The sequence below is a fragment of the Agromyces sp. NSFZ genome, from assembly GCF_056156205.1.
In genome coordinates this window covers 1,516,195-1,539,382 of the sequence record NZ_CM149585.1, presented here as the reverse complement: position 1 = coordinate 1,539,382, position 23,188 = coordinate 1,516,195, and the positions used below count along the sequence as shown (strand labels likewise).

Annotated in this window: 16 protein-coding genes; 5 read left to right on the top strand and 11 right to left on the bottom strand. The window is 72.6% G+C overall.

Going from position 1 to position 23,188, the window contains the following annotated elements:
* Positions 1 to 28: 28 nt before the first annotated feature.
* From ACVFI9_RS07225 to ACVFI9_RS07185, 9 genes are all read right to left on the bottom strand, one after another.
* Positions 29 to 604, bottom strand: a complete 576-nt coding sequence (locus tag ACVFI9_RS07225) for a hypothetical protein (protein WP_474765400.1) — start codon at positions 602 to 604, stop codon at positions 29 to 31.
* Positions 601 to 2,901 (bottom strand): transglutaminase TgpA family protein, encoded by a 2,301-nt coding sequence (locus ACVFI9_RS07220; RefSeq protein ID WP_474765399.1) that lies wholly within the window; start codon positions 2,899 to 2,901, stop codon positions 601 to 603. Before ACVFI9_RS07220 ends, ACVFI9_RS07225 begins: the two co-directional genes overlap by 4 nt.
* On the bottom strand, positions 2,898 to 4,220 hold the full coding sequence (locus tag ACVFI9_RS07215) for a DUF58 domain-containing protein (RefSeq protein WP_474765398.1): 1,323 nt from the start codon (positions 4,218 to 4,220) through the stop codon (positions 2,898 to 2,900). Before ACVFI9_RS07215 ends, ACVFI9_RS07220 begins: the two co-directional genes overlap by 4 nt.
* A complete protein-coding gene (locus tag ACVFI9_RS07210) occupies positions 4,217 to 5,188 on the bottom strand; it encodes an AAA family ATPase (RefSeq protein WP_474765397.1) in 972 nt (323 codons plus the stop codon). The genes ACVFI9_RS07215 and ACVFI9_RS07210 overlap by 4 nt, the downstream gene beginning before the upstream one ends.
* Before the next feature lie 13 nt (positions 5,189 to 5,201).
* A complete protein-coding gene (locus ACVFI9_RS07205) occupies positions 5,202 to 11,066 on the bottom strand; it encodes an Ig-like domain-containing protein (protein ID WP_474765395.1) in 5,865 nt (1,954 codons plus the stop codon).
* A 5-nt stretch (positions 11,067 to 11,071) separates the two neighbouring features.
* On the bottom strand, positions 11,072 to 12,490 hold the full coding sequence (locus ACVFI9_RS07200) for a serine/threonine-protein kinase (protein ID WP_474765394.1): 1,419 nt from the start codon (positions 12,488 to 12,490) through the stop codon (positions 11,072 to 11,074).
* 125 nt (positions 12,491 to 12,615) lie between these two features.
* Entirely contained in the window at positions 12,616 to 13,440 is an 825-nt protein-coding gene (locus ACVFI9_RS07195; protein ID WP_474765393.1) for a PP2C family protein-serine/threonine phosphatase, read from the bottom strand.
* Positions 13,437 to 14,603: an FHA domain-containing protein gene (locus ACVFI9_RS07190; RefSeq protein ID WP_474765391.1), complete on the bottom strand. Its 1,167-nt coding sequence runs from the start codon at positions 14,601 to 14,603 to the stop codon at positions 13,437 to 13,439. Before ACVFI9_RS07190 ends, ACVFI9_RS07195 begins: the two co-directional genes overlap by 4 nt.
* Before the next feature lie 32 nt (positions 14,604 to 14,635).
* Positions 14,636 to 16,069: a gamma-aminobutyraldehyde dehydrogenase gene (locus ACVFI9_RS07185; RefSeq protein WP_474765389.1), complete on the bottom strand. Its 1,434-nt coding sequence runs from the start codon at positions 16,067 to 16,069 to the stop codon at positions 14,636 to 14,638.
* 188 nt (positions 16,070 to 16,257) lie between these two features.
* Between ACVFI9_RS07185 and ACVFI9_RS07180 the strand changes: the two genes are divergently transcribed.
* From ACVFI9_RS07180 to ACVFI9_RS07170, 3 genes are read left to right on the top strand one after another with little or no spacing between them, the layout of a single operon-like run.
* Positions 16,258 to 16,740 (top strand): Lrp/AsnC family transcriptional regulator, encoded by a 483-nt coding sequence (locus tag ACVFI9_RS07180; RefSeq protein ID WP_474765388.1) that lies wholly within the window; start codon positions 16,258 to 16,260, stop codon positions 16,738 to 16,740.
* Between the two features lie 25 nt (positions 16,741 to 16,765).
* Complete coding sequence (locus tag ACVFI9_RS07175; RefSeq protein ID WP_474765386.1) at positions 16,766 to 18,238, top strand: aspartate aminotransferase family protein; 1,473 nt, start codon at positions 16,766 to 16,768, stop codon at positions 18,236 to 18,238.
* An 8-nt stretch (positions 18,239 to 18,246) separates the two neighbouring features.
* Positions 18,247 to 19,689 (top strand): NAD(P)/FAD-dependent oxidoreductase, encoded by a 1,443-nt coding sequence (locus ACVFI9_RS07170; protein ID WP_474765385.1) that lies wholly within the window; start codon positions 18,247 to 18,249, stop codon positions 19,687 to 19,689.
* Here ACVFI9_RS07170 and ACVFI9_RS07165 read toward each other — a convergent pair.
* Both ACVFI9_RS07165 and ACVFI9_RS07160 read right to left on the bottom strand, forming a co-directional pair.
* Complete coding sequence (locus tag ACVFI9_RS07165; protein ID WP_474765383.1) at positions 19,676 to 20,908, bottom strand: DUF4192 family protein; 1,233 nt, start codon at positions 20,906 to 20,908, stop codon at positions 19,676 to 19,678. The two genes, ACVFI9_RS07170 and ACVFI9_RS07165, sit on opposite strands and share 14 nt — an antisense overlap.
* A 92-nt stretch (positions 20,909 to 21,000) precedes the next feature.
* Positions 21,001 to 21,969 (bottom strand): aldo/keto reductase, encoded by a 969-nt coding sequence (locus ACVFI9_RS07160; protein ID WP_474765382.1) that lies wholly within the window; start codon positions 21,967 to 21,969, stop codon positions 21,001 to 21,003.
* A 108-nt stretch (positions 21,970 to 22,077) separates the two neighbouring features.
* Between ACVFI9_RS07160 and ACVFI9_RS07155 the strand changes: the two genes are divergently transcribed.
* Positions 22,078 to 22,569: a methylated-DNA--[protein]-cysteine S-methyltransferase gene (locus ACVFI9_RS07155; RefSeq protein WP_474765381.1), complete on the top strand. Its 492-nt coding sequence runs from the start codon at positions 22,078 to 22,080 to the stop codon at positions 22,567 to 22,569.
* A 5-nt stretch (positions 22,570 to 22,574) separates the two neighbouring features.
* Positions 22,575 to 23,180 carry a DNA-3-methyladenine glycosylase I gene (locus ACVFI9_RS07150; RefSeq protein WP_474766197.1) on the top strand — a complete coding sequence of 202 codons (606 nt, stop codon included), beginning with the start codon at positions 22,575 to 22,577 and terminating at the stop codon, positions 23,178 to 23,180.
* Positions 23,181 to 23,188: the final 8 nt, after the last annotated feature.

Below are 23,188 nucleotides of genomic sequence, written 5' to 3'. Positions count from 1 at the left end.
ACGGGGTGCGTGCCGCGACCCCGGGGCGTCACTCCACGGTGAAGAACTGCTCCGCGAGCTCGACCCGGCTCCCGCGCGGCACGAGGTACCGACGGCCCGGCTCGCAGCGGAGCGCCCCGTCGTCGGGGCGGCGCACGATCGTGCCGTTGCCCGAGAAGCGGTCGGCGATCCACAACATGCCTTCGTGCTCGCCGAATTCGAGGTGGGTCTTGGACACCGAGAGCGTGCGGTCGGCGATCTGCACCAGCTGGTCGAACGACTCACCCGGCTGCGGCAGCGGCCTGCGACCGATGAGCCCGGATCCGAACACCGTGCGGACCTCCCCCGTGCTGAAGCTGAGCACGAACCGGGGAGCCGGATGGACGGAGGGCTGCGCCTCGGCGACGGCTTGCTCGACGCGGAGGAGCGGCGTGTGGAACCCGTCGACCGGGATGCTGATGACGCCGCTGTTCGCCCGGACCGCCGACCCCTCCATCACGGTGGTGTCCCCGGGGCGGGGATCGACGCGTCGGCGCGACTCGGGGGTCGCGGTGGTGGAGCTGCCGCAGTCGCCGCAGAACATCGCGCCTTCGGGCAGCACGGCCCCGCAGATGCGGCACGTCACGACCTGGCTCCTCTCCGGGTGACAGCGTACCCGCCGAGCGAGGTGAGCGAGATCGCCGCCCGCAGCCGCTCGCGGCGCGTGCGCGGCTCGCCGAGGCGATGCTGCAGCTCATCGACGCTGTCCCAGACCAGACGGTCGTCGCCGTCGGAGGGTCCGCCCGGCGCGAACACCGCACGGTCCACCACGGAGGCGAGCACGAGCGGCGCGAGGCCGCCGACGGTCGCGGCCTGTTCGGCCCTGGTGGCGTTGGGCCGGATCGGGTACCCGAAATCGGCGGCGGTGTCGGCGAACTCCTGCCAGCCGCCCTCGATGCGCTCGACTGGCGTCGCGGCGAGCCGGCGGAACCGCCGGCGCCGGAACTTCGCGGCGACGATGGCGAGGAACGGACTGAGCAGCACGGCGAGGCCCAGCATGACGTAGCCGCCGACGGTGAGCACGCCCAGCAGCACGGCGAGCCACGGCTCGGCGCCGTCGTCGCGATCATCGAGGGCGAGCTCGGGGTCGGCGTCGAGACCGTCGACCGGGGTCCGCTCGGCGGGCGGGGGCAACGCCGACTGGGGCCGCGAGACGACGGTGGGCTCGTCAGGCTCCTTCTCGGGGATCTCGCGCACGTCGGGATTCGGGTCGATCCCGACCCAGGTGCCATCGGCGGTCTGCACCTCGATCCAGGCCTGCCGCTCGCCGCTCACGAACACGGTGGTGCCGTCGGATGCCTCGTCGTCGGAGTCCGCACGGTCGGGCAGGTATCCCACCACCACGCGTGCCGGGAAGCCGATGCGGCGCGCCATGAGCGCGGCCGCGACCGCGTACTGCTCGCCGTCGCCGACCATCGGCCGCTCGGTGACGAGCTCGACCAGCCGGTCCAGGGCGTGGCCGGAGCGGCTCGGCCGCTCGTCCTCGAGCCCGTGGCTCACGTACCCCTCGCGCTGGAATCCGGCGATCACGGCGGCGAGCCGCGCTCCCGGCTCGTCGGACGCGGGCGCCCATCGGTCGAGCAACCGCGACAGTTCCTCGGGCATTTCGGGCGCGGCGGGCAGCACGCTGGTTCCGGGCTCGAGCGCCGCGAGGTCCTCGGCGGCAGGCGGCGCGACGGAACTGGCGCGGTAGCGGTCGCCCGTCCGCAGCGCGGGCTGCACGGCCGCGGATCCCGTCACGTCGTTGTAGAAGAACCCGTCGGCGAGCACATCGGCGCGCTCGCCCTGGAAGGTGATGTGCTTGAGCCGGCCCACACCCGGCACCCACACGTCGGAGTAGCCGAGGACCGAGACCTCGACGTCGACCTGCCGGCCCGTCGTGCCCGATTGGTCGAGCCGGTAGGGCACGCGCGTGAATCGCCCGGATTCGGCGGAGCCGTCTGGCCCGCCGACGGAGTACACGATGCCGTCGTAGGTGTCGAGGGTGGCGATGCGGATGCCCCAGCCCGCTGGCAATCCGGTCACGGTGAGCATCGGCCGGTCGGCGATCTCGGGCTCGAACGCGGCGCGGAACCCCGCAAGCGGGCTCTCGTGCTCCTGCGGCTCGAACGGCGGTTGCAGCTCGGCCCGCACGACGCTGCGAGCAGGCCCTGGCATCGCGAACGCCGCGGCCGTGGCGCCGACGAGCGCGACCGCCACGATGACGGTGGCCCCGAGGACGCGGCGAGCGTCGGCGAGGGCGGCCTCGACCGGTCGACCCACGGTGATGGCGCGCCGCCTCGCGATCCCGACCCGGACGAGCCAGGCCACGGTCGCGACGAGGAACAGGAGACCCGTCTCGAGCCCGAGCGCGGAGTGCACCACGCCCAGGGCGATACCGGCGATGAGGAGGAGCGCCGGCGGCACGATGGCGGCGGACGGGTGGCGACTCCGCAACGCGATGGTGACCGCGATCGCCGAGGCGACGAGTCCGAGCAGGAACGGCGGCACGAGGAGCGCCTGGTACGAGCCAACCGGCACCGCGATGGTCACCAGCTGCTTCCACGAGAGCGCGGCGCCTGCGAGGAGTTCGACGATGCCCTGCGGCGTCGGGATGACGCCGCCGATGGCGCGACTCGGCACCGCCGCGGGAACGCCGAGCACGAGGTACGCGCCGAAGAGGGCGACCACCGTGCGCCACGCGGGCCACCGGAGCCTGGCGCCCACGACGCCGACGGCGGCGCCGGCGATGATCGCGACCGTGGCGGCGACGAGGAACGCGGGGCTCTCGTACACGGGCCACCACGGGACCAGGGCGGCGGCGAGCATCGCCACGACCAGCACCACGCTGATGGCCGTCGGCCACGGTCGTTGCGCTCCGAGGGGCCGCCGTGCGGGACTCATGCGACCGAGGCCGATCTGGCGAAGAGGGCGCGGAGGTCCTCGAGGTAGCCGATGCCGAACACCGTGAGGCCGCCGATGGTGCGCGCCGACGCCTCGCCCTCGGGGGCGCACCTGACGGCGACGGCCTCGATCCCGGCCGGCAGGCGCGCGGCGGCGGCGCGCAACGGCGCGATGCCGCGTGCGGTGCCGGTCACGAGGAAGGCGAGCGACACACCGGGGAGGCCCTCCGCCGCGGAGCGGGCGACATCGGGGAGCATGACGGCCTCGGGTTCTCGCTCCACGACGCAGAGGGCGTCGAGCAGGCGATCGCGGGAGACCGTGGGAAGCTCGCGCATGGCACTGCCGCGCCCCGCGCTCGCACGCCCGGGGCCCGACACCACGAACGAGACCGTGCGCGCGTCGCGGATGGCGCGTGCGCCGACGGATGCCGCGGTGCTCACGGCGAGCTCGAACTCGGCGTCGTCGGTGTACGCGCCGGGCTCGATGTCGAGCAGCACCATGAGCCGGCTGCGCCGCGTCTCCTCGAACTGGCGCACCATGAACGTGCCGGTCTTCGCGGAGCTCTTCCAGTGGATGAATCGACGGTCGTCGCCCGGCACGTACTCGCGCAGCGCGTGGAACGCGATGTCGCTCGCCGTGAGGTCGCGGGTGGGCGAGCCCTCCAGGTCGCGGATGAACCCGGTGCTCAGTGCCTCGATGGCGACGGTGCGGGGATGCACGTGCAGCTCGACGACCTGCGACCACACGATCTCCCGGCGCATCAGGCCGATCGGGTCGGCGCGCACGGTGCGCGCTGGGCCGATGCGCACGATGCCGCGACGCTCGGTCGGGATCCGGAGCTGCTCGTCGACCGCGCCGCCGCGCGGCAGCCCCGGGAGCACCCGCTCGACGACCTGCTGCCCGACCGGAACCTCGAGCTGCACGCCCCCGAACCGGCGACGGCCGGGATTGGCGGCGATGAGCCGCACCTCGGCCGGTTCGCCCACCACCACGCGGGGATTCGGCAGCACGAGCTCGATCGTCGATGCGCCCCGGCCCACGAGCCACGCGGATGCCGCGGCCACGAGCACGGCGAGGCCCCATCCGATGGCGATGAACTCCACCCAGCCGAGCGTGTACCCGACGGCGAGGGCGACGACGGCCCCGGCGACCACCGACCAGCCGAGCGGCGTGACCACTCCGCGGACCGCCCGCCCCCAGCGGGCGAGGACGCCGGCGGTCGCACCCGCCCAGCGCACGGCGCGCCCGATGACGACCGCGAGCAGGCCTTCTCGTTTCGCCTCCTCGGGGATCGTCGTTCGGGTCTCGGCGAACGTCACACGGCCTGCCTGCTGGACGGCGGCGGCGTCTCGATGAGCACCTGGGCGATGAGGTTCGATGCGGTGACCCCGTCGAACTCCGCTTCGGGATCGAGGATGAGCCGATGCGCGAGCACCGGTTCGGCGAGCGCCTTGACGTCGTCGGGTACGACGTAGTGGCGTCCGCGACCGGCGGCGTGCGTCTTCGCGGCGCGGATCAGCGCGAGCGCGCCGCGCACGCTGACGCCCAGACGCACCTCGCGCGCCGTGCGCGTCGCCTCGACGAGCCGCGAGACGTAGTCGTGGATGGTGGGGTCGACGTACACGGTCCGGGCGAGGCGAGCCATGTCGATGACCTCGTCGGCATCGAGCTGGGCCTCGACGCGGTGCTCGTGCGCACGCTGGTCGGCGCCCTCGAGGATGCGGATCGTCGATGCATGGTCGGGATAGCCGATCGAGGTGCGCATCAGGAAGCGGTCGAGCTGCGCCTCGGGGAGGCGGTAGGTGCCGGCCTGCTCGACGGGGTTCTGGGTGGCGATGACCATGAAGGGACGACCCACGGAGTGGCTCTGGCCGTCGACCGTGACCTGACCCTCCTCCATCACCTCGAGGAGCGCGGACTGGGTCTTGGGGCTCGCACGGTTGATCTCGTCGGCGAGCACGATGTTCGCGAACACGGGCCCGGGGTGGAACTCGAAGGCTCCGCTCCGCTGGTCGTAGACCGTCACGCCCGTGATGTCGCCCGGCAGGAGGTCTGGCGTGAACTGCACCCGGTTGCTCGTGCCGTGCACCGACTGCGCCATCGCACGCGCCAGCGACGTCTTGCCCGTGCCGGGGACGTCGTCGAGGAGCAGGTGGCCCTCGCTGAGGAACGCGGTGAACGCGAGCCGGACGACGCGGTTCTTGCCGAGCAGCACCTCTTCGACCGCGCCGACGAGCAGGTCGAGGTTCGCGGCGAAACGCGTCGCCTCCTCGGGGGTCATCGTCATGTCTGCTCCTCGCTCATCGGTTCCAGTACCTGGCCTTCACGCCCGCGATCTCAACATCCAACCAGACCCGGTCGCCCGGCTTGGCCTCGGGGATCTGGCACGTGGTGGCCGTCTGGGCGGTTCGTCCGTCGCGGTCCCCGTCGATGCCGCAGGTGAAGGCGACGGGCAGTCCCGAGTTCTCGGGGGCCGCGGTCCACGACCACGTCTTGTCGGCCTCGCTCCACACCCGGCTCGGCAGGGCGAAGGTGAGCGAGGGTTGCGCGTCGCTCGGCAGCACCTGCGACCAGGGACCGCAACTGCCCCAGACGGAGCACTCGCGCACCTGGAACCGTGCGGCCTCGCCGAACGGACGGCCGAGCAGCGAGCGGAGCCATCCGGAACCGCGGAACTCGACGGGCGACCCGAGCTGCACCCCGTTGGCGTCGACGGCGACGATCTGCAGCCGCGGCCCGGCGTTGACGTCGGAGATGTAGCGGTCCCAGGTCTCGGCGTTCATCCAGTCCATGGCGCTCGCGACGTCGGTGACGGTCCTCGGCGCGGGGCGCACCACGATGCCGGCGACCTCGGTGCTCACGCATCCGGCCCGGTTGTAGCCCCACACGACGAAGGAGTAGCGGGTGGACTCGGTCGCCGTGCCCGTGAACTGCACGCTCGCGGCATCCGGCCCCACCTGCACGACCTCGGCGACCGTGCCGCCGCTCGCGGGCGGCACCACCTCACCGGGCGCGGGGCTCGTGACCGAGCAGGCCTGCGGGCCCGACGGCACCGAGGTCTGGCCGTCGGCGAGTCGCTGCACGTAGTACCCGCCGATGGCGTCCCCGTTGCCGGAGAACGGCGACCAGGACACCGTGACGGTGCCGGCGGCGGAGTCGCCGGCGACGTCGATGCCGCCCGCGACCGGCGCGCCGAAGGGCACGCCCGTGCCGCCCGCCGACGTCCAGACGGCGAGCGCGGGGTACGCCTCGTTGCGACCGCTGATCGAGAACGGCACCTGGCTGCCGTTCGTGAGGCCGCCGACCTGCGTCGAGCAGGTCGTCGGCGTGCACGAGCCCGCGGCATCCACCTCGGTGGAGACCCCGCCGACCGTCACGACGTAGGAGCGCACGGCGCTGCCGGCCCCGGTGTCGACGGGCGACCACTCGATGCGCAGTCCCCCGTCGAGCGGGAGCGCGCGAAGTCCCGTGGGCGGCGGCGGGATGACGTCGGACCAGATGGGTCCGGGTGCGTCGGCGGGGTCGGAGAGGCCGATGGAGTTCCGCGCCTGGATGCGCACGGTGACGGCGTTGCCCTGGCCGTTGCCGGGTGTGGGCACCGTGCAGGTCGTCGCGCCGCAGGTCGACGTGCCGACGACCTCACCATTGGGGGCGACGAGCGAGATGTCGTACCCGGTGATCGGCGAGTTGTTGAAGGCGCCTGCCCCGAACACCACGTCGAGGCTGCCGTCGCCGAAGCCCGTGACCTGCGCGCCCGTCACCGGATCGGGACGGTCCTGCACCGAGATGGTGACGGTGCCCCAGGCGTACCGGCTGGGGTCGTCGGTCGCGTCGGCCACCTGGTACTGCAGCGTGGTGTTGACGGGTGCGGCCGCGGGCGACACGGACACGTTGAGCGTCGAGCGGTCCTCGCTCGGCTCGATCGACACGCCGGCGGGCAGGCTGTCGCCGAGGCCGCGCACGCCGACCACCCGGAGCGGCGTGGCCGGGAAGGGGTTCGTCGCGCGATCGTTCGCGAGCACGTCGATCGTCGTCGTGCGACCGCGCGCCGCCACGGCGAGGTCGGGGGCCGGCTGCGCGAGCGGACGCGTCGACGGGACGACGCGCAGCTCGATGCGCCCCGGCTTGCCCTCGCCCCGATCGTCCGCGACGGCGATCGACACCGCCTGACGCGTGCCGGACGGCGTGGACTCGGCGGTCGTGATCGTCAGTTGCTGGCCGTCGAGCGCCACCCCGAAGCCCGCCGGCTCGGGCTCGAGCACCCGGAACTCGAGCTCGTCGAGCGCCTCGGGGTACGGGTAGTTCGTGAGCCGCACGAGGTCGATGGTCTTCGACTGGCCCGGTTCGAAGTCGATGACCCCGCCCGTGAAGGCGGGCGGCTGGTCATCGGTGGGCTCGACCGTGATCGGGATCACGATGGTGCCCGTGCGACCGGTCGGATCGGCCGGTGATTCGCCGTCGGTGACGGTGAACGAGAGCGACGCAGGGCCGAAGTATCCCGGCTCGCTCTGGAACCGGAGGGTGTCCTCGTCGACCACGAGGTCGCCGCCGTCGCTGTGCGAGGCGCGCACGGTCGCGGCGTCGGTGAGGCGCACCGGCCGGCCGGAAGCGGCGATGACGTACTCCTCGAGCTCGAGCACGATCTCCTCGCCGCTCTGCACGCGCACCTCGGGTGCGTCGCGACGGAGCTGCGGAAGCGCGTCATCACGCCCCGGCACCCAGATGAACGCGTACGACCGGACCTCGGGGTCCTCGGGGTGGCCCACCGAGAACGGGATGATGCGCCGCGCGTCTTCGACCTCGACGCGGACCGACCCGTCGCGGCGCACTTGCGCGCCGCGATCGTACCCGTCGACGAGGGCGACGTCGAGATCGGCCGCGTCGCCGTCGGCGAGGAAGGCGTTCCGCAGCACCGCCACGTCGACGAATTCCTCGCCGAGGATGTCGCTCAGCGTCAGCACCGTGTCTCCGGCCTCCGGTTGGGCGAGCGGCGCGTCGTCGCGGGCCTCGATCCGGAGGAAGGTGGATGCCGCACCGAGGCGCTCGTTCTCCACCGTGTAGATGAAGCCGTAGTCGCCCTCGCCCTCGGGCACGTCCACGCGGATGACGTCGCCCTCGACGCGTGCGCGTGCTCCGGGCGTCGTCGGCTCGACCGAGCGGAGGACGAGCGCTCCGCCGTCGGGATCGGAGTCGTTCGCCAGCACGCGCACCGAGACCGTGCGGCCGGGGCGCACGGTGAGGTCGTCCTCGACGGCGATCGGTGTGCGGGCCCCGTCGAGCCGTGGGGCGACGCCCACGCGGATCGAGCCGGTGGCGCGTGCGCCCAGCGCGTCGACCACCGCGTACTGGAACGTGTCGGTGCCGGCCGAGTACTCCCCCGCCTCGTACTCGAGCCAGTCGCCGCCGCGAGCGACGACCGCGCCCCGATCCGGGTTGGACTCCTGGCCGAGCAGCTGCACCGAGTCGCCGTCGGGGTCGGCGCCCCCGAGCGGGATGGGGATGCGCACGGTGTCGCCGGCGAGCACCCGCGCCGTCACGGTCTGCGGCACCGGCGCGTTGTTGGTCTCGGGGTCCGCCTCGCGCACCGAGATGTGCACGGTCGCGGTCGCGAACTGGCCGTCGGGCCCGTCGATGCGATATGCCGCCTCGAACTCGCCTGCCTCGTTCGGGGCGAAGTAGCGCAGGCGGTCGCCGGCCGCGAACAGGAGCCCCGCGGAGGGCTTCTGGACGAGCTGCGGCGAGAGCGTGATCGGCAGTGTGTCGGGATGCTCGTCGTTGTCGAGCACGGCGATGTCGACGACGTCGCCGGTGCGGGCGGAGACCGTGTCGGGTGCCGCAACGGGCGGCTGCGTGCGGCTCGGCTCAGGCACCTCCACGAGCGTGACCTCGCCCTCGGCCTCGGCGAGCCCGTTGCTCACCCGGTAGCCGAACACGGTCGAGCCCGTGGCCAGCGGTTGCGTGAGGGTGACCCGCAGGATGCGGTGGTCGATGATCTCGACGCGAACCCCCTCGGCCTCGACGTCGTCCTCTCCGACCAGGCCGGTGACGATGAGCACGCCGCCGGTGGGGTCGATGTCGGTCGCGAGCACGTCCACGTCGACGGCCCGCTCGAGCCTGAGGAACGCGGTGTGCGGCACGGTGATCGGCGTCGTGTCGCGGTCGGGCGGCGCCGACACGTCGACCCGCACGAGGCCCGTGGCGGTCTGCGTGCCGTCGCTCACGGTGTACTCGATGTAGTGCGTGCGCACGGCGGCGCTCGTGAACCGGAAGCTCCCGCCGTCGAAGTCGGGCACGAGCTCCACGTCGGGCTTGGCGGGCACCGCGCTGAGGCGGGCGTGGCCCGAGCCGCCGCGCACGTGGCGCAACGGTTCGATGCGGATCTCCTCGCCGGCGGTGGCGAGGGCCACGAACGGCTCGGCGATGAGGGCGACCTCGCCCGGCGCTCGCACCGTGATGCTGAGCACTCCTGCCCCGTCATCCCGGCCGTCGGAGACGGCGAGCGAGACCGTGCGCGCGGCACCGGCGCCGCCCTGCTCGGTGAAGACGACGACGCCGTCGGCGGTCGACGACACCTTGTCGGGTTCGGCGGTCTGCACCTCCCGAAGGAAGAAGGGGTCGCCGTCGGGGTCGACCCAGTCGCCGAGCACCGCCGTGGTGAGGCGTCCGCCGCCCTCGACCGAGGCCTTCGTCTCGCGTCGCTGCACCGGCGGCGCGTTCTCGTCGGGGTCGCGCACGGTGACGGTCACCGTGGCGTGCGCCGTGCCGCCGCGCCCGTCGCCCACCGTGTAGCCGAACGAGACGGTTCCGGATGCCTCGTCGCCGAGGGTGAGCTGGAGCTGCTGGTTGTCCGACACCCGGTCGAGCCGGGCGCCGCCGGGGAGCTCGCCGTCGACGCCGTCGACGACGAGCACGTCGCCGTTGGCGTCGTAGTCGTTGAGCAGCACGGGCAGCAGGGTGGAGCGCCCCGGGCGAGCGCCGAACTCGTCGGCCGCGGCCACCGGGGGCACCTGGCTCTTCTCGAGGACCGGCTTCTGGTCGGGGTCGTTCTGCTCGACCGTCTCCTCGTTCCGCTCGTCGCGGATGAGGTCGTCCCAGTTGTCGATGAGCCCGTAGTCGGCGGAGGCGGCCCAGGACTTGCCGCTCCCGCGGTCGTTGAGCACGAGCGCCTCACCGTTGGCGAGGAACGCCAGGTCGCCAGCACCGGTGGCGCCGTCGAGCTCGACCTGCCGCTCCCGCGAGCCCGGGCACGAGCGCCACGCCTCCCCGCGCCCCCATGCGGCGTGGAGGCATCCGTCGTGCTGCACCGGGGCGGCCGGCGCGCCCACGACGTCGTCGACGAGCACCTGCGGCTCGCCGCCGTCGAGCGGCACTTCCACGAGGCCGCGCCGATGCGCGATCGCCACCGCGTCGCCCTCGAGGGACGGCGCCTGCAGCACCGGGTCCGACGACGGCTCGAGCACCTCGGCCAGGTCGACCTTGCGTCCGTCGACCCAGAGGGTGCCCGCCTTCGCATCGAGTACCACCCACCGGCCGTCGACGGATGTCACCTGCACGTCGGGGTCCCCGCCGATGGCCGGGACCTGCCACCGCGCGGCGACCGTCTCGGCCTCCGCGGCATCCACCCGGGCGACCACACCCGTCGAGGGCGTGTACGCGAACATGACGCCGGCGGGGTCGACGCTGGTCACGGCGCCCGCGCCGAACGTGAGCATCGGGTCGGCCTCACTGTCGAAGTCGGCGAACTCCGACACCGGCGCGGACCAGACGTCGCCGTCGGCAGCGACGACGACGCGCGACCCCGCCAGCGCGACGGCGCTGGACTCCGGGGGCACGGCCACGGTCTCGACGACGGTCGACGTGGTGGGGTCGACCACCCCGACGCTCGCGCGGTCGGGATCGAACACAAGCACCGTCGAGCCGTGCTGCACGACCTCGGACGACGACCCGCCGGTCTCGACGACGGAATTCAGTTCGTGCACCGCGGTGTTGGCGCGACCGACGACCTGCAGCCCGTCGTTCACGACCCACACGGCCGCGTCGCCGAGATCCACCCGCTGCGCCGCGTACCCTCCCGATGCCACCGCGACGCCGGCCACGAGGGCGACGATCGCGGTGACGGCGCCCGCCGTCGCGAGCGCCGACCGGTGGGCGGTGAGGCGTGGCATCCGCATCAGCCCACCCCCGGCTCCACGTCGACGCAGCGCTCCGCGCTCGGCGCCCCGGACTTGCCGTCGCGGGTCACGGTCACACTCGCGCACACGCGATCTCCGTCGTCGACGGCCACGTCGACGCGAGCCGCGCGCTGCATCGGCCGCGGCTCGCCGTCGACCGTGACGACGTAGGCGTCGCCGTTCTGGATGCCGGGATCGTCCCAGGTGAACACCACGGCGGCACCGTCGAACGCTCCCTCCACGTCGCTGACGACGGGAATCGACCGCGAGCCCTGCAGCACGGTGAGGATCCCCGCGCCGACCACGGCGATGAGGAGCAGCGCCGCCAGGGAGATGCCCCACACGAGACGCTTCGCGGTCGGCGGCGCGACGCGGGCTCGGCCCGTCGACGGCTCCAACGATCGCGCGTCGCCGCCGAGCGCGGATCCCGCGCCGCGCGGGGTGGACCTGCGGATGCGCCGGCGCATGCCGAGACCGCCGTCGATCGCGTGCTGCCCGTTGATGCGGGTGCGTTCGTCGAGGTCGACGGCGGTGGCGAGCGCCCAGTCGTCCATCGCCACCTCGAGCGGCGTCTGCGGGAGCCCGAGCTCCTCCTCCACCGCCTGCAGGTCGCGGATGAACTCGAGCGCCGTCACCTGCCGATCCCGCGGCCGGCGGGACATCGCCCTGGCGAGCACGCGCTCGAGGCTCTCGGGCACGTCGGGCCGGCCGGTCGGGGCGAGCTTCGCCTTCTCGATCCGCGACATCAGCGTGATCGACGAGTTGTCACCGCCCGGAACCTCGAACGGGCTGCGACCTGCGACGAGCGAGTACACCGTCGCCCCGAGCGACCACACCTCGCTCGCGACGGTTCCCGAGATGTCGTCGTGCAGCACCTCCGGCGCCGACCACGGGATCGACAGGCCGACGGCGTCGGACGATTGGGCCTCGCCGAGCGTCGCCGCGATGCCGAAGTCGCTGAGCACCGGGTGCCCGTACGCCGTGGTCAGGATGTTCGAGGGCTTGATGTCTCGGTGCAGCACGCCCTGCCGGTGCGCCGTCTCGACGGCACTGGCGATGCGCACGCCGATCGAGAGCGCCTCGGCGAGCGGAAGCTGCACCGCGCGGTAGCGCTGCCCGAGCGCCGCGGAGCAGTACTCCATGACCATGTACGGCCGGCCGTCGGCGGCGACCGAGGCCTGGTAGACGGTGAGGATCGACGGATGCGAGGAGAGCTGCGCCATGATGTTGGCCTCGGCCTGGAACATCTGGCGCATCTCGTCGTTCACGACCTCGGCGAGCAGCACCTTCACCGCGACCAGGCGGCGCGGCATGTTCTGCTCGTAGAGGAACACGTCGGCGAACCCGCCGGAGCCGAGCACGCGGATGAACGCGAACCCGGGCAGGTTCGGCGGAGTGGACGGCAGACGCCTCGACACGTTCCTCCCTGCACTCCGGTGCCTCGACGCCACCCGAGATCCGGCGGCGACCGGTGCCCCCATTGTAGGTTGGCGACGGATGCCACGACGAAGCGGTGTTCACATGGCGCAGCCCGGGGCGTCGGTCAGTGCAGGTCGCCGCCGTCGGCGCTGTGCCGGGCCCCCGGGGGACGCACGACCTTCAGCACGTCGAGGACGATGACCGTGACGTTGTCGCGGCCGCCGTTGCCCAGGGCCGCCTCGAGGAGCTGCCGCGCCGCGGCGTCGGCCTTCCGGTTGGCCATCAGGAAGTGCCGGATGCCGTACGCAGTGAGCTCCTTGGTCAGGCCGTCGGAGCAGATGAGCAGGCGCATCCCCTCCTCGATCGCAATGGCGCGGTAGTCGGGGATCGGCGCCTCATGGAAGCCGACCGCGCGCGTGATGACGTTCGAGTGCGGATGCGTGTCGGCCTCCTCGCGCGTGATCTGCCCGGCGTCGACGAGTTCCTGCACGATCGAGTGATCGACGGTGAGCTGCTCGAGGACGCCGCCGACGAGCCGGTAGACGCGGGAGTCGCCGATGTTGAAGATGATCCACGCCGGTTCGTCGGAGATGGCACCGATGGCGGCGCCCGTGACGGTCGTGCCGCTGCCCTCGTCGGTGACGCCTGCGCCGCGGCCCATGTCCTGCACGGCGAGCCGGAGCGACTGGTCGATCTCGGGCGTGCCCATGATCGGCTTGCCGCCGTGCTCCGCCAGCCGCGTGACCACGGCGGCACTCGCGAAGTCGCCGGCCGCGTGCCCGCCCATGCCGTCGGCCACGGCGAAGATGGGCGCCTGCGCCACGAAGCTGTCCTCGTTGACCTCGCGCCGCAGGCCGGTGTCGGTCACCGCGGCCCACGAGATCTCCAGCTCGCTGCCGTCGGGCAGGGCGACGCGATGCCGGGCGATGCCGTTGCCAATCTGCGTCACGGGTGCGGCCTGCTGTCTGTCGGGAATCGGGCTGCCGGGACTCCGGGGGCTCCGGGGGCGGGAGCGAGGGAGATCTCGATGATCGTACCGTCTCCGAGGTCGAGGATGGTGCCCGGGGCGACGACGATGGACTCCCCCGATCGCATCCGCCGCGTTCCCGACGGGCTGCGCACGACCGTGCCGTTCGTGGAGCGGAGGTCGGTCGCCACGAGCCGGGTGCCCTCGACGCGCAGTTCGAGATGCGTGCCGGAGACGACCGCGCGCGGGGAGTCCACTGGCACGAGCTCGTGCGGGGCGCCCGCCACCGGGACGCGCGGCGGCACCGGGCGGCGGCCGATGAGCACGGGCGCAGTGATCGGACGCGGCGGGGCGGCGCCGATGCGGATGGCGGGGACGAGGACCTCGGCCTCGGCGGGCGCTGCACTGGCCGGCACGGGCTCACCGGAGGCGTGCGGGGCGCCCGTCGGAGACCCGCTCGCGGCGGTCGAACGGCCGGGGAGCTCGAGGTCGAACGCGGGGATCGGAACCGGGGTGGTCGGGGCGTCCATTGGCCGCCGCGTCGTGCGGACGGTGTCGGCGTCTGCGGGGTGCGGCAGCAGGCTCCGAGGCACGAGGATGGTGTCGGCGACCGCGGCCGCGGCGGCGGCGTCACGGAGCGCTCGTGCCGCATCGCGTGCGGCGTTCGGGGCGGACTCCCACTCGATGGCGGTCGCGCACAGGCTCGCCCTGGCGTGCGGCACGGGGTCGGACGCCCCGCCGAGCCGGTCGAGGGGGGCGTCGCCCGAGGTGATGCGCAACGCCACCACCTCGGCGAACTCCGCGAGATGCCATGGGCGGATGCCGCGGGCGTCGAACCGTCGCGTCCCGCCGGGCGAGGTGAGGTCGACGACGGCGTCGCCGCGGACCACCGCGGTCACCTCGGTCGGGTCCGGACCCGGCCACCAGACGATCGCGAACGACCCGACGTGGCCGGCGGGCCCGGCGGGCATCGCGCCGACGAGGGCCTCGATCTGCACGCGGTCGTCGCCGGCCGCCTCGGCGAGCGCCGAGACGCCCGCATCGACTGCGGGGGCGGCGAGCGCGGCGATGAACCGCTCGCCCACGACGATGTCCCACGCGATCGCGCCGGGCACGGCGGCGCTCATGAGGGATCCCGCGACCATGCCGACAAGTCTGGCACCGTCGGGCCGGGTCGTCAGCCGATGGCGCTCATCACGTGCTTGATCCGCGTGTAGTCCTCGAAGCCGTAGTTGGAGAGGTCCTTGCCGTAGCCCGAGTGCTTGAACCCGCCGTGCGGCATGTCCGACACGAATGGGATGTGCGTGTTGATCCAGACGCAGCCGAAGTCGAGGCGCTTGGCGAAGCGCATCGCGCGGCCGTGGTCGCTCGTCCACACCGACGACGCGAGCGCGTAGTCCACGCCGTTCGCCATGGCGAGCGCCTCGGCGTCGTCGCGGAAGGTCTGCACCGTGAGCACGGGCCCGAAGATCTCGCGCTGCACGGCCTCGTCGTCCTGTCGGAGCCCCGTGACGATCGTCGCCTCCCAGAAGTATCCGACCTCGCCCTGCCTGCGTCCGCCGAGCGCGACGTCGGCGTGGTCGGGGAGGCGATCGATGAAGCCCGAGACGTGCGCGAGCTGGTTGGCGTTGTTGAGGGGGCCGTAGAGCACGCCGTCCTCGCGAGGGCCGCCCGTGCGCGCGTTCTCGCGTGCCTCGGCGACGAGCGCGGCCACCAGCTCGTCGTGCACGGACTCGTGCACGATCACGCGGGTCGCGGCCGTGCAGTCCTGCCCGGCGTTGAAGTACGCCGCCGTGACGATGCCCGCGGCGGCCTGGCGGAGGTCGGTGTCGGGGAACACGATGGCCGGCGCCTTGCCGCCGAGCTCGAGGTGCACGCGCTTCAGGTCCGATGCCGCGGCTCGCGCGACCTCCATGCCGGCGCGCACGGAGCCGGTGATCGCGACCATCTGCGGGGTCTCGTGGCCGAGGAGCTCGCTGCCCGTCGAACGGTCGCCCGTCACGACGTTGCAGACGCCGGCCGGCAGGAACTCGGCGGCGACCTCGGCGAGGAGCAGCGTCGACAGCGGCGTGGTGTCGCTCGGCTTCAGCACCACGGTGTTGCCGGCCGCGATGGCCGGTGCGACCTTCCAGACCGCCATGTTGAGCGGGTAGTTCCAGGGGGTCACCTGGCCGATGACGCCGATCGGCTCGCGGCGCACGAACGACGTGTGGTCCTTGAGGTACTCGGCGGCCGAGCGGCCCTCGAGATTCCGGGCGGCCCCCGCGAAGAACCGGAGCTGGTCGACCGACTGCACGATCTCGTCGGCGACGAGCGTCGCCCGGGGCTTGCCGGTGTCCTGCGACTCGAGGTCGGCGAACTCCTCGGCCCGCGCCTCCATGGCGTCGGCGATGCGGAAGAGCGCGAGCTGGCGCTCGGCGGGCGTCGTCTCGCCCCACACCTCGAAGGCGTCGGATGCCGCGCGGTACGCGGCGTCGACGTCGGCCGTCGTCGAGACGGGCGAGGTGCCGTAGACCTCCTCGGTCGCCGGGTCGATGAGGTCGATGGCCTCGTCGCCGCGCGCCTCGACGTACTCGCCGCCGATGAAGTTGCGGAGTGGTGCGTTGCCCATGCGGGTGCGTCCTCTGGTCGGTGCCTGGGCGACCGCGGCCGCCCTCGGCGCTCGGGGTGGCGCCGTGCGCCCATGGTAGCCGGGGATCCGTCGTGAAAGCGAGGGAGCAGATGTGGAATCAGTTGTCCGGGACCTGCATTTCGACTGATTCACTTGCATGCGGCATCCCTCACTGTCACAATCGACGAATGACGAACACAGCCCGCCCGGCCTCGGCGCGCCCGGTGATCCTCGACGACGTGTCGAAGGCGATCATCGAGCAGTTGCAGGCCGACGGGCGCCGCTCGTACGCCGACATCGGCAAGGCGGTCGGCCTGAGCGAGGCGGCCGTGCGGCAGCGCGTGCAGCGACTCACGGAGTCGGGCGTCATGCAGATCGTGGCGGTCACCGACCCCATGCAGCTCGGCTTCACGCGGCAGGCCATGATCGGCATCCGCGCCGGCGGCGACACGCGCGAGCTCGCCGAGCGCCTGGCCGAGATCCCCGAGATCGACTACGTGGTGCTCACCGCGGGCAGTTTCGACGTGCTCGCCGAGGTGGTGTGCGAGAACGACGAGGAGCTCATCGATCTCCTCAACTCGCGCATCAGGGGGCTGCCCGGCGTGCTCGGCACCGAGACGTTCGTGTACCTGAAGCTGCAGAAGCAGTTCTACAACTGGGGCACCCGCTGAGCGGGCCCCGCAAAGGAGGACAGAGATGACCACCCTCGACCCGGCCACGAGCCTCGGAGCCGCGGGCTACGACGACGCGGCGCTGCAGCAGAAGGCCAAGGACCACCTCTGGATGCACTTCGCCCGTCAGTCGACGATGGAGACGTCGGGCGTTCCCATCATCACGCGCGGCAAGGGCCACCACATCTACGACATCGAGGGCCGCGAGTACTTCGACGGGCTCTCGGGCCTGTTCGTGGTGAACGCCGGTCACGGCCGCCGACGTCTCGCCGAGGCTGCGGCCAAGCAGGCCGAGGAGCTCGCCTTCTTCCCGATCTGGTCGTACGCGCACCCCGCGGCGATCGAGCTGGCCGACCGCCTCGCGGGCTACGCGCCCGGCGACCTCAACCACGTGTTCTTCTCCACCGGAGGCGGCGAGGCCGTCGAGACGGCCTTCAAGCTCGCCAAGTACTACTGGAAGCTCCAGGGCCGCCCCACGAAGCACAAGGTGATCTCGCGGGCGGTCGCCTACCACGGCACGCCCCAGGGTGCGCTCGCCATCACGGGCATCCCCGCCATGAAGGAGATGTTCGAGCCGGTCACCCCCGGCGGCTTCCGGGTGCCGAACACGAACTTCTACCGCGCTGCCGACGTGGGCGCGCCGGCCGACGACGTCGAGGCCTTCGGCATCTGGGCGGCGAACCGCATCGAGGAGATGATCCTCTTCGAGGGGCCCGAGACGATCGCGGCCGTCTTCCTCGAGCCGGTGCAGAACTCGGGCGGATGCTTCCCGCCGCCCCCCGGCTACTTCCAGCGCGTTCGCGAGATCTGCGACCAGTACGACGTGCTGCTCGTCGCCGACGAGGTCATCACGGGCTTCGGACGCATCGGCAACATGTTCGCGTCGACCACCTACGGGTTCCAGCCCGACATGATCACGTGCGCGAAGGGCATGACGTCGGGCTACTCCCCCATCGGCGCCACGATCATCTCCGACCGCATCTACGAGCCCTTCCGCACCGGCACCACGTCGTTCTACCACGGGTACACCTTCGGCGGTCACCCCGTGTCGGCCGCCGTCGCGCTCGAGAACCTCGACATCTTCGAGGAGGAGGGGCTCAACGAGCGCGTCCGCGAGAACTCGCCGCTGTTCCGCGCCGAACTCGAGAAGCTGCTGGACATCCCGATCGTCGGCGACGTGCGCGGCGACGGCTACTTCTTCGGCATCGAGCTGGTCAAGGACAAGACGACCCGCGAGACGTTCAACGACGAGGAGTCCGAGCACCTGCTCCGCGGCTTCCTGTCGAAGGCATTGTTCGACGCCGGGCTGTACTGCCGCGCCGACGACCGCGGCGACCCCGTGATCCAGCTCGCCCCGCCGCTGACGATCGGCGTGCCCGAGTTCCAGGAGATCGAGCAGATCCTGCGCGGCGTGCTCACCGAGGCCACGAACCGCGCGGCGGACTTCAAGGGTCACCGCCACGGCGGAGAGCACCTCCTCGTGCCCGCACGCGTCTGATGACGGGGGTGCGCCGGCCTGCGACGACGAACGCGTCGCAGGCCTCGTACCGCCGATCGGGCTTCTGGCTCGACGACCTGGTGGTCTCGGGGCGCGATGACCTCGCGCCCCGACCCCCGCTCACGGCAGACGCGCAGTTCGACGTGTGCGTGGTGGGCGGCGGGCTGACGGGGCTCTGGACGGCGTACGCCCTGGCGAAGGCCGATCCGACACTCAGGATCGCCGTGCTCGAACGCGAGATCGCGGGCTTCGGCGCCTCCGGGCGCAACGGCGGATGGTGCTCGGCGCTGTTCCCGCGGTCGGCGGCGTCCCTCGAGCGCGAGCACGGCTTCGACGCCGCCGCCGCGATGCGCCGCGCGATGATCGACACGGTCGACGAGGTCGGCCGCGTCGCGTCGGCCGAGGGCATCGACTGCGACTACGAGCGCGGCGGCACGGTGGTCTTCGCCCGCACCGAGGTGCAGCGCCGGGCCGCCCGAGCCGACGTCGAGGAAGCCCGTCAGGTCGGCGTCGACCGGCTCGAGTACTGGGACGGGGGCGCAGTCGCCGCGAGGTTCGGGGTGACCGGCGTCGACGACGGCCGGCCCGCGGCCACGTTCGATCCCGCCTGCGCGAGGGTGCACCCGGCGAAGCTCGTGCGCGGGCTCGCGAAGGTCGTGGACTCGCTCGGCGTCACGATCTTCGAACGAACCGAAGTCGTCGACTGGGCTGCCGGCATGGTCCGGTTCCGTGCCGTCGACGACGGTCTCGAGGGCACCGTGCGGGCACGGCACGTGATCATCGCGCTCGAGGGCTACGGGCCGCAGCTGCCGAGGGTCCGCCGGCGCATCCTGCCGCTGTACTCCCTCATGATCGCCACCGAGCCCCTCGGTGACGACGTCTGGGACGAGATCGGCATCGAGCACGGCCAGACGTTCAGCGACTACCGCCACCTGCTCGTCTACGGGCAGCGCACCGCCGACAACCGCTTCGCGTTCGGTGGGCGGGGCGCCCGCTACCACTGGGGCAGCAGGGTCGACCCCTCGTTCGAACGCGTCGACCGGGTCTTCGAGCACCTGCGGCAGTCGCTGGGCGACCTCTTCCCGGCCGCCGCGTCGGCGCGCATCACGCACCACTGGGGCGGCCCCCTGGGCGTCGCCCGGGACTGGCACGCCACTGCGAGCTACAACCCGAAGACCGGCGTCGGCTTCGCCGGGGGCTACGTCGGCGACGGGCTGTCGACGACGAACCTCGCCGGACGCACGCTGGCCGACCTCGTGCTCGGGCGCGACACCGAGCTCACCCGGCTGCCGTGGACGAACCACCGCTCGCCGCTGTGGGAACCCGAGCCGCTGCGCTTCGCGGGCGCGAACCTCGGAATCCTCGGCATGCAGCTGGCCGATCTCGAGGAGCACGTCACCCGCCGGCCCTCGATGGCCGCGCGCCTGATCGCCCCGCTCACCGGTCACTGAAGTCGGGGGTCTCCGGTTCGGATCCCGGTCCTCTCCGCGACCCGCGAGCACCGCCGTCGGGATCGCCGGGATCCTCCCCGGCGGCGGCGAAGACCCACTCGGGCAGGGCGCCGCTGCCGATGAACGCCGACAGCAGGTTCGCCATGGAATGCTGCGGCTCGGCCGCGACCGCGCGATCGATGAGCGCGCCGGCCGCCGAACCGCGGCCGAGCGACCAGGCGAGCCAGGCCGCGATGCAGAGCAGCCCCACCCGCCGGTCGGCGGGCGCCTCGACGATGAGCCGGCGCAGCACACCGAGCGCGCGTTCGACACGTCGGGACTCGGGCCGCGTCGTGGCCTGCCCGAGCAGGAGGTTCCCGAGCGCGCGGCTCACCTCGCCCTCGGTGCCGAGCTCCAGCTCGCGCCCGACGAGGCGGTCGACGGATTCACCGTTCGAATCGGCACGGACAGCGGTGGATTCGGCGTCGTCGAGCGCGAGCCTGCCTACGTCGGCGCCGAACGCGAGCTGCAGCATCATGGCGTCGCGTATCGGGGGCGACGCCGCGAGGTGCGCGAACCACGCCAGCCGATGCGGAGGATCCGCAGCGGACGACTCCGCCACGAGGGCCTCGACGAGCTCGACGGGGTCCGCCTCGCGCCCGAGCCGCTCCAGGCATCCCTCCACGCGCCCCGGGTCGGCGAGCGCTGCCAGCTCCTCGGCGATCGCGGCGGCCGAGGCCGGATCGGGTTCGGGAAGCGCGCCGGTCACGACCGGGGCATCCGCATCGCCGTCGGGGACGAGCGCCGCGGCCTCGCTCTGCTCGATGCGGGCCAGCGGATGCCCCGAGCTCGGCGTGTCGGGGTCGAGGAGCGACCCCCAGCCATCGGACGCCCGGCAGAGTGCGTCTCGCACGAGGAAGCCGGCCTGCTCGGCACCTCGCACCACGAGGCCGAGCAGGGTGCGCTCGGGCAGGCCGCGTGCTGCGGCGAACGTTCGGTCGGTGTAGACGATCGGCACCACGCCGTCGACGCCGCGCATGCGGCAGAGCGTGCCCACGATGGACGTGACGAGGGCCACACGGTCGCGCGCCCTTCGGGGAAGGTCATGCCTGAGCACGCCGATGGAGCGAGTGCCGCTGAAGGCGATGCAGACGACGGATCGAGTCGGACGGAAGCCGGCCAGCGCCGGAACGAGCGCCAGCAGGTCGTGTGCCGCGCCGGCGCGGATGATGGTGGTCATGCGGGCCAGCGTGCGGCAGCGGCATCCGTCACCGTGGTCGCCGCCGCCGGTCCGGGGCGACCGCACGCCCGAACGAGCGTGTTGAGGGGGAGTCAGCGAGCCGCGAAGATCTCCGAGACCTCGGCCACCTCGGCCTCGGAGGGCTGCCAGCGCGGACCCGCCGCGGCGTTCTGGCGGACCTGCTCCGGCCGGGTCGCCCCGGCGATCACGCTCGCGAGCGCCGGCTGGGCGAGCATCCACCCGAACGTCGCCTCGAGCATGGTGAGGCCGCGCTCCTCGGCGAATGCACGATACCGGTCGAGCACCTCCCACGGGGCCTGCTCGACGAGGTGCGGCCGCTGCCGCATGATGCGAGTGTCGGCCGGGCGCTCGTCGCGTCGGAACTTGCCGGTCAGCAGTCCGTTCTGCAGCGGGAAGAAGGGCAGGAAGCCGACGCCGAGGTGACGGGCCGCGGGCAGCACCTCGACCTCCGCGCCGCGGGCGAGCAGGCTGTACTCGTTCTGCGCCGAGACGAAGCGGGCGGTGCCGAGTTCGCGTGCGACGAACTCCGCCTCGGCGAGTTGCCACCCCGACAGGTTCGAGTGCCCGAGGTAGCGGACCTTGCCCGCTCGCACGAGGTCGTCGAGCGCGGCGAGCGTCTCGTCGATGGGTGTGCCGGGATCCGGGGTGTGCAGCTGGTAGAGGTCGATCCAGTCGGTCTGCAGCCGCCGGAGGGAGCCCTCCACCGCGAGCCGGATGTAGCGACGCGATCCGCCCGCTCCCCACGACGGCAGGGCCGAGCGGATGCCGCTGTGCCCGAACTTCGTCGCGATGACGACCTCGTCGCGGCGACCGCGGAGCGCTCGCCCGAGCAGCGCCTCGCTGAGCCCGTACTCCCGGCCGTACACGTCGGCGGTGTCGATGAGGGTGACGCCCGCGTCGAGCGCGGCGTCGACGACGGCCGCGGTCCCCTCCTGGGTCGCGGTCGCGGTGCCCGCGCGGCCGAAGTTGTTGCCGCCGAGGCCCACCGCCGAGACGCGGAGGCCGGAGCGGCCGAGGGGACGGTGCTCGAGTCCGGTCATCCCCTCAGCCTAGGGCGGACTCGTCCTCCACAGCGGGCCTGCTGGTCGAGGTTCCGCGATGTCCGATTCCCGCGAGTCGATGTCGGATGCCGCGGCTACGCTCGAACCATGACCAGCGTGTTCCTCACCCGTCTCGACAGCCCCATCGGGCGCCTCGAGCTCCTCGGCGACGAGGTCGCCGTGACCGCACTCAACATCGAGCGCGACGGTGCACTCCCTCACGACGGCGAGCCCGAGCGATCGAACGCCGTCCTCGATGCCGCACGCGAGCAGCTCGTCGAGTACTTCGCCGGCACCCGCACCGAGTTCGACGTGCCGGTGCGGCTCGTCGGCACGCCCTTCCAGCTGGCGGTCTGGCACGAGCTCGAACGGCTCCGCTGCGGCGAGGCCACGTCCTACGGCGCACTCGCTGCCGCCGTCGGCAAGCCAGGCTCGGCCCGGGCGATCGGTGGCGCCGTCGGCGCGAACCCCGTGCCCATCATCGTCGGCTGCCATCGCGTGCTCGCCTCCGACGGCCGCATCACGGGCTACTCCGGCGGCAACGGCATCCCCACCAAGCTCTGGCTCCTCGGGCACGAACGCATCGGGTTCGCGGCGTGAGCGTCATCCCGCGCGCCGAGCTCATCCAGGGCGACGACGGCCTCGTGCGGTGCGGGTGGGGTGCCACCGACCCCGAGTACCGCCGCTATCACGACGAGGAGTGGGGCACGCCCCAGCGCGACCCCGTGCGGCTGTTCGAGAAGGTCTGCCTCGAGGGGTTCCAGGCCGGACTCTCGTGGATCACGATCCTGCGACGACGCCCCGCCTTCCGGGAGGTCTTCCACGAGTTCGACGCCGAACGCGTCGCGGCCATGACCGAGGCCGACATCGAGCGCCTGCTCGGCGACGAGCGCATCATCCGTCATCGCGGCAAGATCGAGGCGACCATCCAGAACGCGCGCGCGACCCTCGCCCTCGAGCAGCCGCTCCCCGAGCTGCTCTGGAGTTTCGCGCCTGCCCCGCGCGAAGCTTCGCCGCGTACCTTCGCCGAGGTGCCCGCGGTGACGCCCGAATCGACCGCGATGAGCAAGGAGCTCCGCAAGCGGGGGTTCCGCTTCGTCGGCCCGACCACGATGTACGCCCTCATGCAGGCCGCCGGCATGGTCGACGACCACCTTTCCGGGTGTCACCGCGCACGAACCGCGGCGCCCGCGGTGGTCGGCGCGGACTGAAAGCGCCC

What these genes read in the sequence shown, in the direction of transcription:
- ACVFI9_RS07175 (WP_474765386.1), top strand. Translation starts at nt 16,766, where the DNA reads ATGACCACCCTCGACCCGGCCACGAGCCTCGGAGCCGCGGGCTACGAC.
- ACVFI9_RS07165 (WP_474765383.1), bottom strand. Translation starts at nt 20,908, where the DNA reads ATGACCACCATCATCCGCGCCGGCGCGGCACACGACCTGCTGGCGCTC.
- ACVFI9_RS07205 (WP_474765395.1), bottom strand. Translation starts at nt 11,066, where the DNA reads ATGCCACGCCTCACCGCCCACCGGTCGGCGCTCGCGACGGCGGGCGCC.
- ACVFI9_RS07180 (WP_474765388.1), top strand. Translation starts at nt 16,258, where the DNA reads ATGACGAACACAGCCCGCCCGGCCTCGGCGCGCCCGGTGATCCTCGAC.
- ACVFI9_RS07160 (WP_474765382.1), bottom strand. Translation starts at nt 21,969, where the DNA reads ATGACCGGACTCGAGCACCGTCCCCTCGGCCGCTCCGGCCTCCGCGTC.
- ACVFI9_RS07190 (WP_474765391.1), bottom strand. Translation starts at nt 14,603, where the DNA reads ATGGTCGCGGGATCCCTCATGAGCGCCGCCGTGCCCGGCGCGATCGCG.
- ACVFI9_RS07220 (WP_474765399.1), bottom strand. Translation starts at nt 2,901, where the DNA reads ATGAGTCCCGCACGGCGGCCCCTCGGAGCGCAACGACCGTGGCCGACG.
- ACVFI9_RS07210 (WP_474765397.1), bottom strand. Translation starts at nt 5,188, where the DNA reads ATGACGATGACCCCCGAGGAGGCGACGCGTTTCGCCGCGAACCTCGAC.
- ACVFI9_RS07155 (WP_474765381.1), top strand. Translation starts at nt 22,078, where the DNA reads ATGACCAGCGTGTTCCTCACCCGTCTCGACAGCCCCATCGGGCGCCTC.
- ACVFI9_RS07185 (WP_474765389.1), bottom strand. Translation starts at nt 16,069, where the DNA reads ATGGGCAACGCACCACTCCGCAACTTCATCGGCGGCGAGTACGTCGAG.